Source organism: Aliivibrio sp. S4MY1 (assembly GCF_028765545.1).
Lineage (GTDB): Bacteria > Pseudomonadota > Gammaproteobacteria > Enterobacterales > Vibrionaceae > Aliivibrio.
In genome coordinates, this window is record NZ_JARACP010000004.1 from 202,879 (window position 1) to 218,869 (window position 15,991).

Sequence of the window (15,991 nt, forward strand, 5' to 3'; positions counted from 1 at the left end):
TCTGCTCTTCCTCGTTCTTGCTCCTAGTACCTAATCGAATTCACAAACCACTCTTTATTCCCTTCAGGCGTCTTTACTACTGCCTCTTCATCGACTTCTTTCTTGATCAGCGCTCGCGCCATAGGGGAATCAATCGAGATGTAATCGTGACGACCAAAAATTTCATCTGGGCCGACAATGCGAAAAGAAAGGGTATCGCCTTGTTCGTTTTCAATTTCAACGAACGCACCGAAAAAGATTTTTCCATCTTGTTGAGGAGAGTAGTCGACCACTTTTACTTGGTCTAAACGCTTACGCAAATAGCGCACACGACGGTCTATTTCACGCAGGCGTTTTTTATTGTATTGATAATCCGCATTTTCACTGCGATCACCAAGGCTTGCCGCCCAGGTCACCTTTTTAGTGACTTCAGGGCGCTCTTCCTTCCATAGAAACGTGAGTTCATCTTGTAGCTTATTGAATCCCTCACGAGTAATTAAATTGGTTTTCATTTCTCTTCCTTGAAAGGCATATGCTTTCTGTGCTAATCGTAGCGAATGCCTTTCTTAATGCTTGGATCTTCCATGGTTTTAAAACGCTTATGTAGCCACATCCATTGTGGGATACCACGTAAAATGACACGTTCTACTGCTTGGTTCATTACTGTTGCGACGCCAACGGGATCTTTCTTCGGAAATTGCTCACTAATGTCATTATCAATTTGTAGGTGATAATTATTGTAAGTTCTAAATCCAGAAGCAGTAACGACAGCACATTTACTTGCGCTGATTAAAATGTCAGAGCCAACCGTAGTGCAAGCGTCTGGTACTGCAAAGAAAGGCACAAATACGGAGTTTTTACGGTTGTAGTCGTGATCAGGTAAATACCATAAACGCTCGCCTTTTCGTAATACACGCAGCATGCCTTTTACGTCTTTTCTGTCCACCATATGATGACCAAAACGAGTACGGCCCCAGTATTGAATGAAATCATACGCTGGGTTAGTGTGTGGACGATAAACACCATAACCCGGTGCAAATAGAGAGAAGGCACGTGCAGTTAACTCAAGGTTTAATGCGTGTACACAGACAACAAGTACGCCTCGTCCTTGTGCTTCAAGATCAAGCATGTGTTGTTTATTCTCAAAACTAAAATGCTTTTCAATACGCCAATTTGGCCAGACCCATGCAATTGCCGTTTCAAAAATGGCTAATCCTGAGTTTTTAAAATTCTCAATAACAATGGCTTCACGCTCTGACGATGCCATTTCTGGGAAAGCGAGTTCTAAATTTCGGCGTGCCACATGAGTTCGGGATTTACCTAACTTTAAGCCTAATAATCCAATCGCTCGACCAAGTTTATTGGTTGCCTTATAAGGAAGAAGAGTAACGGTAGCGAACAATAAACCAAACCCAAACCAAACACCCCAGTATTTAGGGTGAAGTAGGGCGGTAGAAAATTGCGGAGCTGGGTACTTTGACATCGTAAACCTATTTAAATCAAACTATCGAATTTGAGCACTAAGCAGCGCCCAATATTCATTAAAATTAGCGGTTGGTTGGTATTTAAAATCTGAACGCACAAAACGACAGAAGCTGCCTTCAACTTGACCAACAAGTTGTGCTGCTAAAATGGCTTCATCAACAGGAAACGCTTTACCTTCACGCAGCATACGTTCACGAAGGATCTGTTTAAACTGCAGTTCAATACGTTCAAATAACTGACTGATACGCTCACGAAGCCGCTCATTTTCAAACATTAAAGCATGACCCGTCATAATACGAGTTAACCCCGGATTACGCTCTGCAAATGCCAGTAGCAGTTTTAATAATAGTTCAATACGTTTTAATGTATCTTTTTCGTCTTCAATAATTCGATTAATACGAGAAAATAAAGAGTCTTCAATAAACTCAATCAAGCCTTCAAACATTTTTGCTTTGCTTGGAAAGTGACGATATAACGCTGCTTCAGAGACACCCACTTGTTTGGCAAGTTTAGCGGTAGTAATGCGTGAAGCACCTTCGTTAGATTCCAGCATTTCTGCTAGCGCTTGTAATATTTCATCACGACGATTTGTTTTTTTTGTTGTCGTCATTGTGGTTCCTTTGTCTTTTTTATTTTTAAGAGCTGTTGTTATAAGAGTTCAGATCGCTTCGCTTGCAGAGTTCAGAGGAGAACGTTGCTATTACAGCGATCATTTCTGAACTCTGCAAGGGAGCTTGCGACCGATCTGAATTCTGCTTTTATAGTCTCTAGTTAGCGCAGCGTATAGCCTCTAGTCTTTCAACTATTTCCAACATAATCGCCTTACCCAACTCTGTCTTCGAACTCAACGGTAAAGCTTTATCGCCGCCTTTCCAATATAGATGAAGGGCATTGTCATTACTATTAAAGCCTTGTCCTTGAATTGATACATCGTTCGCGCAGATCATATCTAGATTTTTACGCTCCAATTTACCACGAGCATACTTCTCTACATCTTGTGTTTCTGCAGCAAAGCCAACCGTAAATGGGCGCTGCTCAATCATAGCAGCCACAGAAGCCACGATATCAGGATTTTTCACCATAGAGATAGTCATGCCATCTTCATCGGCAGTTTTCTTCATTTTTTGAGTTGCCATTTGACTTGGTCTGAAATCAGCCACCGCAGCACAGGCAACAAAAATAGAGTGAGACGCCGCATTATTCATTACCGCTGAGTGCATTTGCTCGGCACTTTCAATATCAATGCGTTTCACGTTATCGGGTGTCGCAAGGTTCACAGGGCCGCTTACTAACGTCACATCAGCACCTAATTGCGCTGCTGCTTGTGCAATCGCAAACCCCATTTTTCCTGAACTGTGGTTTGAGATATAGCGAACCGGATCAAGCGCTTCACGAGTCGGTCCTGCCGTAATTAACAGAGAGTGACCATAAAGCGGCTTATCTTCATCCTTTTGAAAGAAGTCTTCACATAAATGAACTAGCTCCATCGGCTCAAGCATACGACCCATACCCACATCACCACACGCTTGTTGGCCAGCTGCCGGTCCCCAAATACGCATACCACGACGAGTTAATGTCGCAATGTTCTCTTGTGTGGCGATATTAGCGTACATTTGTTGGTTCATCGCAGGAGATACCGCAATCGGAGAATCGGTCGCTAATACTAATGTGCTTAATAAATCATTACCCATTCCCGCTGCCATACGAGCAATTAAATCTGCCGTAGCTGGAGCAAGTAATACGATATCGGCCCATTTAGCTAACTCAATGTGCCCCATTGATGCTTCAGCCGCAGGGTCCAATAAACTGTCTGCGACTGGGTGACCAGAGACCGCTTGCATTGTTAATGGGGTAATAAACTCTTTAGCCGCCGTTGTCATGACAACACGTACTTCTGCGCCTCGCTCAATAAGCCGACGAGTTAGCTCTGCACATTTATACGCTGCAATGCCGCCGCTGATACCAAGAAGAATGCGTTTTCCTGAGAGAGATGCCATGACACTAATAACCTTAATAAGTGATTCATCGTAATGCGCTAACCATAGCATAATTTTTTTTCAGAGTGATGCACTTCAATCTCTGGATGTAAGTAAATGAGCAAAAACATAATTGCAATCAAGCTTTGAACCAAGTCGAAGGGCGTTCAATCAAAAAGGCAGTCGTTATTTATTGTGCGTAGGCTGTATAAATAGTATTCACCGAACGAGTTATTTATGTCTTTAATGAATCTACCAGAGGAATCTCGTCCAAGAGAGAAACTACTTGCTCTAGGGCCAAAGTCATTAACGGATGCCGAGTTACTGGCCATTTTTCTTTGCACCGGCATTCGGGGGATGAATGCGATTGAATTAGCTGACAAACTATTAAAAGAGTTTGGTTCACTAAGAAAGTTGCTCAGTTCTAATGAAGGGGAGTTTTGCAGTCATAAAGGTTTGGGCACGGCAAAGTTTGCTCAGCTGCAAGCCGTTGTGGAGATGACGGAGCGCTATTTATTTGAAACCATGGAGAAAGAAGATGCGCTCACCAGTCCTGAGCATACAAAACGTTATCTAACGAAAATGTTAAGAGACCGACATAGAGAAGCGTTTTATGTTTTGTTCTTAGATAATCAACATCGGGTGCTAAAAGGAGAGGTGTTATTTGAAGGAACAATCGATGCGGCAGCAGTATATCCGAGAGAAGTTGTAAAAAGATCGATAGATTATAATGCAGCCGCCATCATTTTAGCGCATAATCACCCTTCCGGCGTCGCCGAGCCAAGTCAAGCTGACAGAAGAATTACAAAACGTATTTCAGATGCGGTAGAATTGGTAGATATCCGAGTCCTTGATCATTTTGTGATCGGTGATGGAGAAATAGTCTCTTTTGCCGAAAGAGGCTGGATTTGAGTGTTTTTTTTACCGATTGAATAAAAAAAACACAAAAAACAGTAAAAAGGATCCCTTTGGGTCTTGAGCAATGCGCATTCAGTTAGTATAATGCGCGACCTTTGATAGCCTTGAATTAGTTATTTCATTTGAAATATCTAGTGGTTTTTTGCCACCAAGGTGATATCGAGCTGAAACGATTTGGAGAAGACAGCAATGTCCCGAGTATGCCAAGTAACTGGTAAGCGTCCTGCAGTTGGTAACAACCGCTCACACGCAAAAAATGCCACCAAGCGTCGTTTTCTGCCGAACCTACAAACTCATCGTTTCTGGGTAGAAAGCGAAAAACGCTTCGTTAAACTTCGTCTTACCGCTAAAGGTATGCGTATCATTGATAAGAAAGGTATTGATACCGTTCTTGCAGATATGCGTGCTCGTGGCGAGAACGTTTAAGAGGAATCTGAAAAATGGCTAAAGGCGCACGTGAGAAAATCAAGTTAGTATCAACTGCTAACACTGGTCACTTCTACACAACAGATAAGAACAAACGTAACATGCCTGGCAAAATGGAGATCAAAAAATTTGATCCTGTTGTACGTCAGCACGTTCTTTACAAAGAAGCTAAAATCAAGTAATTCGATTACTGATTGCAACTTTGATAATATTGAAAACCCAGCCTTGTTGCTGGGTTTTTTTTTGCGTTAAAATCAGGGAAAGAGCTAGAATTCAGATCGCTACGCTTGCAGATTTCAGAGGTACTTGCTTTTTCTTTTATAGTTTCTAGTTAGCGAAGCGTATAGTCTCTAGTTTCAAATATAATACGCTGAAATTACAACGATCACCTCTGAACCCTTTAAGGGAGCTTGCGACCGATCTGAACTCTGCTTTTAAAAAAGGATTTAAAATGAAAAAACCATCACGCCGCAAATACAACAACATGTTGATCATCTTTGTATTACTCTTTATTGGCGTACTACAAGCCCCACAGCTGATCAAAACCTATCTACTTGAACCAGAACAACAAGTAGAAACAGTAACAGGTGTACAGCCTTTATTTGAAGGTGCTAATGCCATTCAAAAAATGCATTTTGCAGGTTATGATGTTGTTTCAGATACGTCAGATCAAGATAGCAAACTTATTGAACGTTGGTTTACTCTTGAAGGCACCGTACTAAATGAAGCATCAGTGAAAGTACTCAAAACCAAATTACCAGCACCAAGCACGGTAGAAGTGTGGCTAGAAAATCAAGAAGAGCCACAGCGTGTGACGATCTATCAAGCCCCAAATTTTTGGATGATGCAGAATTGGCTGGGGGAATGGATAGCGGTGAGTTCTGAAGAAGGGTATTTGTTTAGGTAGTAGAGACTATACGCTGCGCTTGCTGGATTCAGGTGTGCTCGCTTCTAGCTCCTCCCCTTTATCGACATAGCCACTTGGTTGATAATATCAATATAAGGGGAGGCTGGGAGGGGTTGCTAGTTTCAAATATCATACGCTGAAATCACAATGTTCACCTCTGAACCCTGCAAGGAAGCTTGCGACCGATCTGAAAGCTTATTTTACAAAGGATCAAAAAATGCCAGAACTACCAGAAGTAGAAACCAGTCGACTAGGCATCACCCCCTACCTACAAGGCCAAACCATCAAAACGATCACTGTCAGAACAGATAAACTACGCTGGCCGATCCCAAAAGAACTACAAAAACTCATAGGGCAAAGAATTCAATCTATCCGCCGTCGCGCTAAATACTTAATGATAGACACCCCCAAAGGCACAGCCATTATTCACCTTGGCATGTCAGGAAGTTTACGAATACTTGATGAGACGATCCCTCCAGTAAAACATGATCATGTCGATCTTATATTAGATAACGGCAAACTTCTTCGTTACAACGATCCGCGTAAGTTTGGTGCTTGGTTATATAGTGAAGTTGGTGTAGAGCATGACGTGCTTGCCAAACTTGGCCCAGAGCCTTTAACTGATGTATTTACTGCGGGTTATTTCGCAGAAAAAGCAAAGAATAAAAAACTCGTGGTAAAACAGTTTATTATGAACAACGCTGTCGTAGTTGGGGTTGGAAATATCTATGCTAGTGAATCTTTGTTTATGGCAAAGATACATCCCAAAACATCAGTAGGTACATTGACGCAAGTCCAAATTGAACGACTAGTCTTTGAAATTAAAAAAGTACTAGAAACGGCGATTAAACAAGGTGGAACAACCCTAAAAGACTTTAACCAAGTTGATGGTAAACCCGGCTACTTTGCACAAGAATTGCAAGTCTATGGTAGAGCCAATAAACCGTGCTTAACCTGCCAATCTCTCATACAAGAAGAAAAAATAGGGCAGAGAAATACATTTTGGTGTGAAAATTGTCAAAACAACTCTTAATTTGGATTCGGCTGTAGCATAATTGAGGTAGATGCCAATTTTTGTTGTGAGATGAGTAATGAGTTTTTTAGAGAATATTTTTATTATTCACGTTAGTGAAGGTTATGAAGAGAGGCGAGAACACATAGATCGCCATTTACCAGAAAAAGGCTTTCATCAATATGAGTATATGTTAGATGGAGATATTAAAGATTTAACGCCAGAAATATTAAATAAATATTTTTCTAATAATAATAATTTAGCCGAAAAATCGTGTGCTTATAAGCATATTCGTGTTTATGAGGAGATGGTAACGCGTAATATTGAAACTGCACTTGTGTTTGAGGATGATGCTTTTTTAACAAATAACGCTCTAGAGCAGTTAAAGAAAATCGAAAAAGAGATGGCTAATGAGCGAAATTATATTGTTAATATAGAGCAAAGTAATCGTTCAGTGCCGTTATATTATAAGAAAAAACAAAAGCTTTGTTATCTTGCATCTCATACAAAACGTTGTGGTGGTTATATCATCCATCTCGATGTAGCGAAGAAGTTTGTGAAATTCTTTGAATCAAATACAACAGCAATGCCAAGCGATACTTTTCAAACTAAGATGAGAGAAACGCTTCAATACAACACATTTTGGATGGACCCACCAATTGTACAACAAGGCAGTAAGGATGGTACGTTTGAAAGTGAACTAAGTAGAAGAAAGAAAAGTAGATATACTGCATTTTCTTCCTTCTTTAGAGATGGTTATCAACGTTATATTTTAACCAATCTTAGTAAAAAACGTTATAAAAGTTTTCAGAACGTCGTTAAGTACTGATTAAAATTTATATTGATTAATCGTGCTGTGAAAGATGAAAGTACTTATCCGCTACCATAAGAGAGAGTAACTTCTCTCTTTTTTTATCTTTAAATTGCTCAGTCCATAAATTTGCATTTTTAATGATTTCAAGCGCTTCTTTTTCGTGAGCTAAATAATATTCCATCTTCTCAATAAGATCAGAGTAGTCATCTTTTACTTCAACATAGTGCTTATCCGCTTCAAGACGACCCTCCATAAACCAAGTTTCATATTTAGGTTTAGACATAATAACAACAGAGTTGGATGACATAGCCCATTTTAAATTGGTCGCAACATCATTACCTTCAATGGCGAGTAAGAACTTATAATCTAATTGTTCTTCTACGCTCATAAAGTCTTTTTCCCATACATCACCATTGTAGGGTTTGGTTTGACCAATATTGCACATAGGATGACTATAAAATTGTTTAATAACGACAAGCCGATGAGGCTGGTAACCCACTCCACGCCATGCTGCCATATTCTTTTTCTCAGCGTATGGCTTAGTGTCATTCACAAACTTAAAGTGACGTATTTTATTTAGCTTCAAAATCACTGAGTTTTGGTTATTACTATTAATTGGTCGACTTTTTAAAAAGCTAGGTTGTTCAGGAACGGTGCATATATCGCCATTAAGGTACGAAAAGTTATGAGAAGCAGGGAAGTAACGCACAACAGAATGAATATCAAAAAAGTAAGTCCAGCCTTTGGTTTTCTTAAATTTTTCAATACTGGTGACAGAAGGAGAATCCAGCAGATTAAAAGTCGTAGCCATCTTATTGTAATAGTTAACTCGCTGCATTAACTCGTCAGTGTTGTAATGTTCTTTTTGCTTTAGAATACTAGAGCGTTGCATGCGAGAGATAAATGCAGGAAGTAAATAACGCAGGGCATTACTGAGATAATAAAAAAACTTACTGTTTTTCATGATTCACCTTGCTATAGATAGCCTTAGCAACATAAGGATGAACAAACAGATCGATTTTCCCACCGTGGATTGCGGTTTCTCTTACGATAGTCGAAGATAAAAAACCGTGCTCTTCTGGTGGAGTTAAAAAGACCGTTTCTAATGTAGGCATGAGTTTTTTATACATGGTTGTTAGTCCAAGCTCATACTCAAAATCCATTGTAGTTCGCAGACCACGAACTAGGATATTTGTTTGTTGTTCTTTGGCTAAGTTAACCAATAAACCTGAAAAACCAACTATTGAGACATTACTTAAATGTGCAGTGGCTTGAGTAAGCATATCGACTCGCTCTTCTAGGCTAAATAAGGTTTTTTTGCTTGGACTAAAAGCGACGCCAACAACGACATGGTCAAACATTTTTGCAGCACGAGCAATAATATCTGAATGGCCATGAGTGACAGGGTCAAAAGTCCCTGGATAAATTACTCGGTTAGTCATGGATTGCCTTTAAATACTGATCGATGCCTTGATCACAACGAGTGAGCTTTTCTTTAATGGTGCGTTCTAAAATAGCATCGTTTTCAGATAAAGAGGCACGTGAATTTTCTTTATGATAAAGGTGGTAACCCACACCCGCAAACTTTAAGTATAAGCGGCGTTTTTTCGAATTGAGCATACGTAAAACAAACTCACTATCTTCACGTCCCCAACCAACAAACTCTTGGTTAAAACCATTTACCTCAATAACGTCATCACGCCAAAAAGCCATATTACAGCCACGAGTTGCTTTATCATTGTTTCTTTCATATGAAAAAATACGAGACAGAAACGGGCTAGTAATGCAGTTTTTTCGATTACGGATACCAGAAGAAAAAATAGTAGGAACTGCATTCTCATGCATTATTTTTTTGCTAAAACCCTCTTCAGTTAGTACTCGACCTCCTTGAACAAACCACCCTTTTTTTGCCGACTGTTTATGTGACTGCACAAAGGAAGGAGGTAAAACAATATCCCCATCAATCATGATTAGGTAGTCACCACTCGCCTTAGCTATTGCTTTATTACGGCTCATAGAAAGCTGGAAACCATTATCTTCATGCCAGCTATGAATTAAAGGTACTGGAAATAGGAATTGGTATTCTGCCACCATATCAATAGTATCTTGTCGAGACCCATCATCAGCAATGACGACTTCGTCAGGTAATTCAGTTTGACGCAATACACTGTCTAATACTGATTTTAAGGCTTCTTTCCAGTTATAAGTAGTAATAATTAAGGTTGTTTTCATTTTTTCTTAGCCTCTTCACGAAGATACAGATCGATGTATTTAACAAAAGTAGAGTGAGTAGCAAGCCAAGCCAGAATAAAACCATGCTTGCCGTCTAAAAAGCCAAGTTTGACGATGTACATTTTAATAAAACAAGCAAACGCATGAAGCAGTGCAGTGCCAAGGCCCGATTTTTTTCTGCCTTCACGTTCATCCGCCCATGCTTTTAAATAGCCTGTGGTTTTATTGATATAGTGGTGCATGTTGTCATAAGTGTAATGAAGTAAGCGACCATCTAACTTTTCAACTTTTAGCTTATTAGGTATTTCTACTTTTTCATGTACCAACGCGGAGTTATATTGTGTTTCTGAGGTTTTATATAAACGCACAACCCAATCCGGAGACCAACCAGAGTGATAAATAAATTTACCAAACGCATCACTTAGTCGGTTTACCTTATAGGCAGTATTAGGGTTATTCGATGCCACTGCTTTTTGGATGTCGGCTTTTAATTCAGGTGTTACACGCTCATCGGCATCTAGCCATAATACATAATCAGAAGTAATGTGTTGCTGTGCTAATTGACGTTGAGGGCCAAAGCCAGGCCATTTATCATTAACAATAAATTTGTCGGTAAACTCACGAGCAATAGTCTCAGTTGAATCGGTGCTGCCAGAATCCATGATAACGATTTCATCAACCCAGTCTGAAATACTTTCAAGGCAGGCTTTTAAATGTTTTTCTTCGTTTTTAACAATAAGCGCAACCGCTAAGGTTGGAGAGGTTGTTGGTGTTGTCATTATATATTCTCTTTGGCGGTGTTATTGAGATTCATGGTTAAACGCTCAAATGCATCAGTGACCATATCAAGACTAATATCTTGCATAACATGATCCCCTTTGACCCGTGTACTCCATTTGAGTTCTGATATCGGTTTATTATGTTGTGCCGTTACGTGTTGTTCATAAACACTCACCACATAGGGTAAGCTATTGTATGGCCCTGTACGTTTAGGATTACTGTGGCCATATAAGCCAATAACGGGAGTACTTTGTGTTGTCGCAATATGAGCAGGGCCTGAATCAGGAGCAATCACAACTTGTGCTTCATTTAATACTGCAGTTAATTGTTTTAGCGAGGTTTTACCAATTAGATTAATAATAGGTAATTGCGTTAAAGATTCAATATTCTCACCAAGCTGTTTTTCACGCTCGCTTGGCGATCCACATAACACTACTTTATAGCCATGTTCATTTAACCAATCAGCTAGCTGAGCATAACGCTCTGTTAGCCAATTACGTTCATCTTTACTCGCCGCTGGGGAAATAACCACATAAGGTTTGTCTGCTGAGATGTTTTCATAAACAAAAGAGAAATCCGCATCAGATAATGGAATATTCCAAGTCGGTTTCTTCTTTGGTACACCTAAATACTCAACAAAAGAGTAAAAACTGTCGAGAACATGTGCCGATGCTGTATCTTCAATTTTTCTATTAGTAAAAAGCCATTGCCCTTCTTTCGCGCGCTTACGGTTAAACCCTACTTTATATTTGGCTTTTATACCAAGGGTTAACATACTCGCACGCAGTGCCAATTGCATATGAATTAAGGCATCAAATTTCTGATCTCTTAATTGAGCCCAAATTGCTTTCATTCCGGCTAATCCCAACTTTTTATCAAATGGGATCACGGTAATACCAGGCAAATCATGAATTAATTGCGCTTCTATTTTTCCCACAATCCAAGTTATTTTGGTTGTAGGCCACTCTTTTTGAATTGCCTGAACGGCAGCAACAGCATGGCACACATCACCAATCGCTGATAAGCGTAGAATACAGAGTGAGTTAGGGGCAGAAGTGAATAAAGCCATAGAGATGTTTACCCAGAAAGAATGAGTTAGAATTATGCTATTAACGCTCATAAATGTAAAATAGCAAAGAGTGAGAAAGAGACTAGAAACTATAAGAATACTTAGCTTTTGCCCTTATAGTTTCTAGAAGCGAAGCGTTCTAGTTAGCGCAGCGTATAGTCTCTAATGTTTAATATTGGAGTACCTGTAACATGCAAAAAATCCAAACAAAAAAACAAACTATTTGGTATGACGACTCAATCTTAACTGACTCACCAGAACAGTGCTGCGATCCTGAATATTGGCAGCAGCAAAATAAAGTGATTGGTTCAGCTCGAGGGCGAGGCACAACATGGTTTGTGGCGTTAGATAAAATGGATGCAGCTTTACGTCACTATCGCCGTGGTGGTTTGTTTGGAAAACTAATCAAAGACCACTACATTTTTACTGGTTGGGAAAAAACACGCAGCTACCAAGAATTTCAGTTATTAAACACGCTAATTGAAGCTGGTGTAAACGTACCAAAGCCGATAGCAGCACGAGCTACAAAACGCTCGTTTTGCTACCAAGCAGATTTATTAAGTCAAAAGATCCCAAACGCACAAGATCTTGTTTCTATCTTGCAAGAAAAGTCACTACCAAAAGATATCTACCAAAAGATTGGTAATGAAATTCGTAAGATGCATGCTGTTCAAGTGAACCATACTGATTTAAATATCCACAATATTTTGATTGATGATAACGATAAAGTTTGGATTATTGATTTTGATAAATGTTATCAGCAGAAAGGCGATGACTGGAAGAAAAGCAATTGGGATAGACTAAAGCGTTCATTCATTAAAGAAGTAAGTAAACGAAATATTCATTGGGGTGAAGAAGAGTGGGCTAGCTTAGAGAGCTAACCCATAGGTAAATTAAACTTTCTGAGTTTGGTATTAAAGCAGATTTAAGGTTTTTATTACTGCTCCAGAATTTTTTGAAATAAAGTCTTGTGCATTTTTTCCCATTATCTCTGCATACTCTGGTTGAGTTATTAATTGTTTTAATAGGCTCGACAGTTCTTCAGAAGAAGTGACCATTTTCGTTGCTTCTTCTTTGATTAAGGTTTCAGTTATCTCTAAAAAATTATAATAGCTAGGCCCAGTAATTGAGGGTTTAGCCAACGCAGCAGGTTCAAGTAAGTTATGTCCACCCACTTTATTACCTAATAAGCTGCCACCTATAAAGCAAACATCTGAAGCGCCAATCAATGTCAGCATCTCCCCCATGGTGTCACCAAGGTAAACCTGAATATCTGAACTAATTGATGAGTTCGATGTACGTTTTATGGCTTTAAGGCCTGATTCTTCACACAATTCGAACACAGAGTTAAAACGCTCAGGATGACGAGGCACCAAAATAAGCAAAGTATCAGGAATACTTTTTAGTAACTCCTGATGAGCTACTAATACTTGTTCATCTTCACCTTTGTGAGTGCTTGCTGCAATCCAGACTGGACGTTCAGAACCTAATGTATAGCGAAGTTGCTTCCCTGATTCAATAACGCCTTCAGTGATTTCTATATCAAATTTTACAGAGCCAGTAACATGAACTCGATCTTTATTTATACCAAGTGCAATAAAGCGATCAGCATCATCTTGATACTGGCAACACACATGAGTTAAATGCTTAGCTAGTAAATTAAATATTGGTTGTACTTTTTTATACCCTAAGTAGGACTTTTCAGAAAGGCGAGCATTTAATACTGAAATAGGAATGCCAAATTTGGCAACAGTATGCAGCGTATTTGGCCACAGTTCTGTTTCCATAATTAGCATCTTTTCAGGTTTAGTCGCTTTTAAAAACCCACGAACCGCAAAGCAAAAATCAATCGGCATGTATCTGTGCTCAACCAAATTACCTAACTTTTCAATTTGCTCAGCGCCAGTACTTGTTGTCGTCGTGACAAGAATTGGTTGTTCAGGGTTTTGCTTCTTTAATGCTTTAATAATAGGAGCAGCAGCAATGGCTTCACCAACTGATACCGCATGAATCCATATTGGAGCCTGCGTTGTATTGAGTGATGGCGTACAACCAAAATGCTCTTTCCATCGACGACCAAAAGCAGGCTTTCCCTCTTTTTTCTTATAAAGAGAACAGAGAAGGAATGGAGAGATGAGAGTTAAAATGATTGAATAACTAAATCTAATCAATATCTGTAGCCTCATCCCCTAGAGTTATAATCATCATAAGTATGCCATAAAATGCAAGTGTAACCGGTTGGCTAAATGGGATATCAGTCAGTGATGCGGTAAGGAACACAATTAAAGCTAGTATACCTATATGTGAGTCTGCATTACGCGAATTAACAAGTTTTTTATGATAGATAATAGGAATAGAGATTAGTGATAATAATAATAGGAAACCTATAATTCCATTTTTAATAAAAGTAGTAATGTATTGATTGTGATAATGTGTCCACTTAACGCTCCCTAATGATATTTTACCTTCTTCATATAGTTCTTGTTTTTTTTCTATATGATTAGAACCTAATCCTAAGAATGTAGGTGATTTAGAAAGTTCATAGCCTGCTTGCCACATTTGAAGGCGGTAGCCTATAGATGTGTTTAAATTACCATTCATTATTTGGGTATATTCATGTTTTGTTTGTAGGTAACGTTGTTCTATTTTATTATTATTGAAATAACCAAAAGTAAAGCCAATGATAATTATGGGTATTAATAGCTTAAATATTAAATCTTTCTTAATAGAAGAAAATATAATTAAGTATATAAATGCAAGAATTAGCGCAAGTAGTGTTCCTCTAGTTTGACTAATCAGAATAGCGGACGCCCCGATTAAGCTTGCAATGCATAATAGTATCTGATTTTTTTTTCTATGCTCATGAAAAGAAAACCATAAGCACATTATCACAACAGAAGCAGTAAATGTTGTATATGGTATAGGGTTGATGCCCCATGATGGGCGAGGTGTACCTAAAGTTATTGCTTCATAATAGCAGTAAATAAATGAGACTAAACAGCCTAATACTGATAGGCTAGACAGGTTTTTTTTCAAGTATTGTAAAGAGTTTTTAGGGGTGATGATAGAAAGTAATGTCAAAGAAAGTAAAACTCTAAGTTCACTAGAACTATACCCGTTAGTTAATTTTCCTACTATAGCAATAATGCTCATAGTTATAAATAACCAAGTGATTCTACGCTCATTAATTTGTTGTAATATCTGTTTAGGGCCTAAGTTAAATATAGAGAACAAAAACACAACAAAAGTTAATAATGCTAATTCTTTATTCGCATCAGCATATAAAAATAAGCCGCTAAAGCACCAAATAAATGGAATGCAAAAAATGCATCTAATAAATATATCCTTATTCACTGTATTCACTGTATTAGTTTATTTAAAACTATTGTAGGTTCTAATTCTTTCAAACACTTCAAATGCCCAAGAGGACACTCACGCTTAAAGCATGGGCGACATTCAATATCTGTACTCAAAATATCGACTTTCTTAGCTAATGGTGGTGTGTATTTTGGTGACGTTGAACCATAAATGCCAACCACATGACAGCCCACAGCCGCAGCAACGTGCATTAAACCAGAGTCATTACTAACAACTATGTTACAAGCAGCAAGCAGATCAACTGCTTCAATTAGGCTTGTATCACCAGCAAGATTAAATACGGATGTTTGATTAGTAGAATCAACCAAAGACTTAATAGTCTCAGTGGTTTCTTTATCTTTAGCAGAGCCAAATAACCAAACTTGGTGACCTTGGTTAATCATCTCATTAGCTACTGCTGCATAATGCTCGACAGGCCACTGTTTTGCTGGGCCAAACTCCGCCCCAGGACACAAACCAAGCACTGGTTTTTCTGTAGATAAAGAAAACTTACTAAGCGTTGATTGCTGCATTTTGGTATCAATAGCAAGTTTAGGTCGAGGTAAATTATCTAGCCCACCTAATGAGCTTGAGTTAAGCATTTCTGCTTTTGGATGAGCCAATGCCACATAGCGCTCAACCATATATTGAAATGATTTTTTATTTAGTCGTAAATCGTTAAGCAGGCCATAACGCATCTCGCCTTTCCAACCAGTGCGAATAGGGATCCCTGCAAACCAAGGAATAAGAGCTGACTTTGCTGAGTTAGGACAAATATAAGCATGCGTATAATTATTGGTTTTAAGTTGTTTACCTAAACGGCGGCGGCCAAGTAGGTCAATATCACCATGACCAAGAGGCATTTCAATCGCTTGGTTTACTTCAGGCATACGCTCTAGAATAGGTTTGCACCAAGCTGGTGCCATCACATCAATAGTGGCGCCAGGATGTAATTGTTTAAGCGTGATATACAGTGCTTGAGACATCACCATATCGCCAACCCATGATGGGCCAATGATTAGTATTTTCATTTAAT

The 15,991-nt window shown here is 38.9% G+C and carries 19 protein-coding genes; 7 read left to right on the plus strand and 12 right to left on the minus strand.

Features of this window, described 5'->3' with window-relative positions; genetic code table 11:
- Window positions 1-23: 23 nt before the first annotated feature.
- The 4 genes from greB to coaBC all read right to left on the minus strand — a co-directional run bounded on the left by greB (window position 24) and on the right by coaBC (window position 3,461).
- Window positions 24-491, minus strand: a complete 468-nt coding sequence (gene greB, locus PVK71_RS06420; RefSeq protein ID WP_130087341.1) for a transcription elongation factor GreB — start codon at window positions 489-491, stop codon at window positions 24-26.
- A 32-nt stretch (window positions 492-523) separates the two neighbouring features.
- Window positions 524-1,462 (minus strand): Kdo(2)-lipid IV(A) acyltransferase, encoded by a 939-nt coding sequence (locus PVK71_RS06425; protein WP_274419065.1) that lies wholly within the window; start codon window positions 1,460-1,462, stop codon window positions 524-526.
- A 21-nt stretch (window positions 1,463-1,483) separates the two neighbouring features.
- Window positions 1,484-2,074 (minus strand): nucleoid occlusion factor SlmA, encoded by a 591-nt coding sequence (gene slmA / locus PVK71_RS06430; RefSeq protein WP_130045071.1) that lies wholly within the window; start codon window positions 2,072-2,074, stop codon window positions 1,484-1,486.
- A 157-nt stretch (window positions 2,075-2,231) separates the two neighbouring features.
- Window positions 2,232-3,461, minus strand: coding sequence for a bifunctional phosphopantothenoylcysteine decarboxylase/phosphopantothenate--cysteine ligase CoaBC (coaBC, locus tag PVK71_RS06435; protein WP_274419066.1), 1,230 nt, complete (start codon window positions 3,459-3,461; stop codon window positions 2,232-2,234).
- A 216-nt stretch (window positions 3,462-3,677) separates the two neighbouring features.
- Between coaBC and radC the strand changes: the two genes are divergently transcribed.
- The 6 genes from radC to PVK71_RS06465 all read left to right on the plus strand — a co-directional run bounded on the left by radC (window position 3,678) and on the right by PVK71_RS06465 (window position 7,532).
- The gene (gene radC / locus PVK71_RS06440) at window positions 3,678-4,352 is read left to right on the plus strand and encodes a RadC family protein (protein WP_274419067.1); all 675 of its coding nucleotides are present in this window, start codon (window positions 3,678-3,680) and stop codon (window positions 4,350-4,352) included.
- A 195-nt stretch (window positions 4,353-4,547) separates the two neighbouring features.
- The gene (rpmB, locus tag PVK71_RS06445) at window positions 4,548-4,784 is read left to right on the plus strand and encodes a 50S ribosomal protein L28 (RefSeq protein WP_130045066.1); all 237 of its coding nucleotides are present in this window, start codon (window positions 4,548-4,550) and stop codon (window positions 4,782-4,784) included.
- Between the two features lie 14 nt (window positions 4,785-4,798).
- The gene (gene rpmG, locus PVK71_RS06450) at window positions 4,799-4,966 is read left to right on the plus strand and encodes a 50S ribosomal protein L33 (protein WP_012549068.1); all 168 of its coding nucleotides are present in this window, start codon (window positions 4,799-4,801) and stop codon (window positions 4,964-4,966) included.
- A 269-nt stretch (window positions 4,967-5,235) separates the two neighbouring features.
- A complete protein-coding gene (locus PVK71_RS06455; RefSeq protein WP_274419070.1) occupies window positions 5,236-5,691 on the plus strand; it encodes a hypothetical protein in 456 nt (151 codons plus the stop codon).
- A gap of 217 nt (window positions 5,692-5,908) precedes the next feature.
- The gene (gene mutM / locus PVK71_RS06460; protein ID WP_274419071.1) at window positions 5,909-6,724 is read left to right on the plus strand and encodes a bifunctional DNA-formamidopyrimidine glycosylase/DNA-(apurinic or apyrimidinic site) lyase; all 816 of its coding nucleotides are present in this window, start codon (window positions 5,909-5,911) and stop codon (window positions 6,722-6,724) included.
- A gap of 58 nt (window positions 6,725-6,782) precedes the next feature.
- The gene (locus PVK71_RS06465; protein ID WP_274419072.1) at window positions 6,783-7,532 is read left to right on the plus strand and encodes a glycosyltransferase family 25 protein; all 750 of its coding nucleotides are present in this window, start codon (window positions 6,783-6,785) and stop codon (window positions 7,530-7,532) included.
- A gap of 16 nt (window positions 7,533-7,548) precedes the next feature.
- Here PVK71_RS06465 and PVK71_RS06470 read toward each other — a convergent pair whose 3' ends face one another.
- Genes PVK71_RS06470 through PVK71_RS06490 form a run of 5 tightly spaced genes read right to left on the minus strand, consistent with a single transcriptional unit; the run spans window position 7,549 to window position 11,598 of the window.
- Window positions 7,549-8,481: a glycosyl transferase family 90 gene (locus tag PVK71_RS06470; RefSeq protein ID WP_274419073.1), complete on the minus strand. Its 933-nt coding sequence runs from the start codon at window positions 8,479-8,481 to the stop codon at window positions 7,549-7,551.
- On the minus strand, window positions 8,468-8,959 hold the full coding sequence (gene coaD / locus PVK71_RS06475) for a pantetheine-phosphate adenylyltransferase (protein WP_274419074.1): 492 nt from the start codon (window positions 8,957-8,959) through the stop codon (window positions 8,468-8,470). Before coaD ends, PVK71_RS06470 begins: the two co-directional genes overlap by 14 nt.
- Entirely contained in the window at window positions 8,952-9,749 is a 798-nt protein-coding gene (locus tag PVK71_RS06480; protein ID WP_274419075.1) for a glycosyltransferase family 2 protein, read from the minus strand. The genes coaD and PVK71_RS06480 overlap by 8 nt, the downstream gene beginning before the upstream one ends.
- On the minus strand, window positions 9,746-10,528 hold the full coding sequence (locus tag PVK71_RS06485; RefSeq protein ID WP_274419076.1) for a glycosyltransferase family 2 protein: 783 nt from the start codon (window positions 10,526-10,528) through the stop codon (window positions 9,746-9,748). Before PVK71_RS06485 ends, PVK71_RS06480 begins: the two co-directional genes overlap by 4 nt.
- Entirely contained in the window at window positions 10,528-11,598 is a 1,071-nt protein-coding gene (locus tag PVK71_RS06490) for a glycosyltransferase family 9 protein (protein ID WP_274419077.1), read from the minus strand. Before PVK71_RS06490 ends, PVK71_RS06485 begins: the two co-directional genes overlap by 1 nt.
- A 191-nt stretch (window positions 11,599-11,789) precedes the next feature.
- Here PVK71_RS06490 and PVK71_RS06495 point away from each other — a divergent pair, with 191 nt between their 5' ends.
- Window positions 11,790-12,479: a 3-deoxy-D-manno-octulosonic acid kinase gene (locus tag PVK71_RS06495; RefSeq protein ID WP_274419078.1), complete on the plus strand. Its 690-nt coding sequence runs from the start codon at window positions 11,790-11,792 to the stop codon at window positions 12,477-12,479.
- 33 nt (window positions 12,480-12,512) lie between these two features.
- Here the strand turns inward: PVK71_RS06495 and waaA are convergent, their stop codons facing one another.
- From waaA to waaF, 3 genes are read right to left on the minus strand one after another with little or no spacing between them, the layout of a single operon-like run.
- Window positions 12,513-13,772 carry a lipid IV(A) 3-deoxy-D-manno-octulosonic acid transferase gene (gene waaA, locus PVK71_RS06500; RefSeq protein WP_274419129.1) on the minus strand — a complete coding sequence of 420 codons (1,260 nt, stop codon included), beginning with the start codon at window positions 13,770-13,772 and terminating at the stop codon, window positions 12,513-12,515.
- Entirely contained in the window at window positions 13,762-14,952 is a 1,191-nt protein-coding gene (locus PVK71_RS06505; protein ID WP_274419080.1) for an O-antigen ligase family protein, read from the minus strand. Before PVK71_RS06505 ends, waaA begins: the two co-directional genes overlap by 11 nt.
- A gap of 5 nt (window positions 14,953-14,957) precedes the next feature.
- On the minus strand, window positions 14,958-15,986 hold the full coding sequence (gene waaF, locus PVK71_RS06510) for a lipopolysaccharide heptosyltransferase II (protein WP_274419081.1): 1,029 nt from the start codon (window positions 15,984-15,986) through the stop codon (window positions 14,958-14,960).
- Window positions 15,987-15,991: the final 5 nt, after the last annotated feature.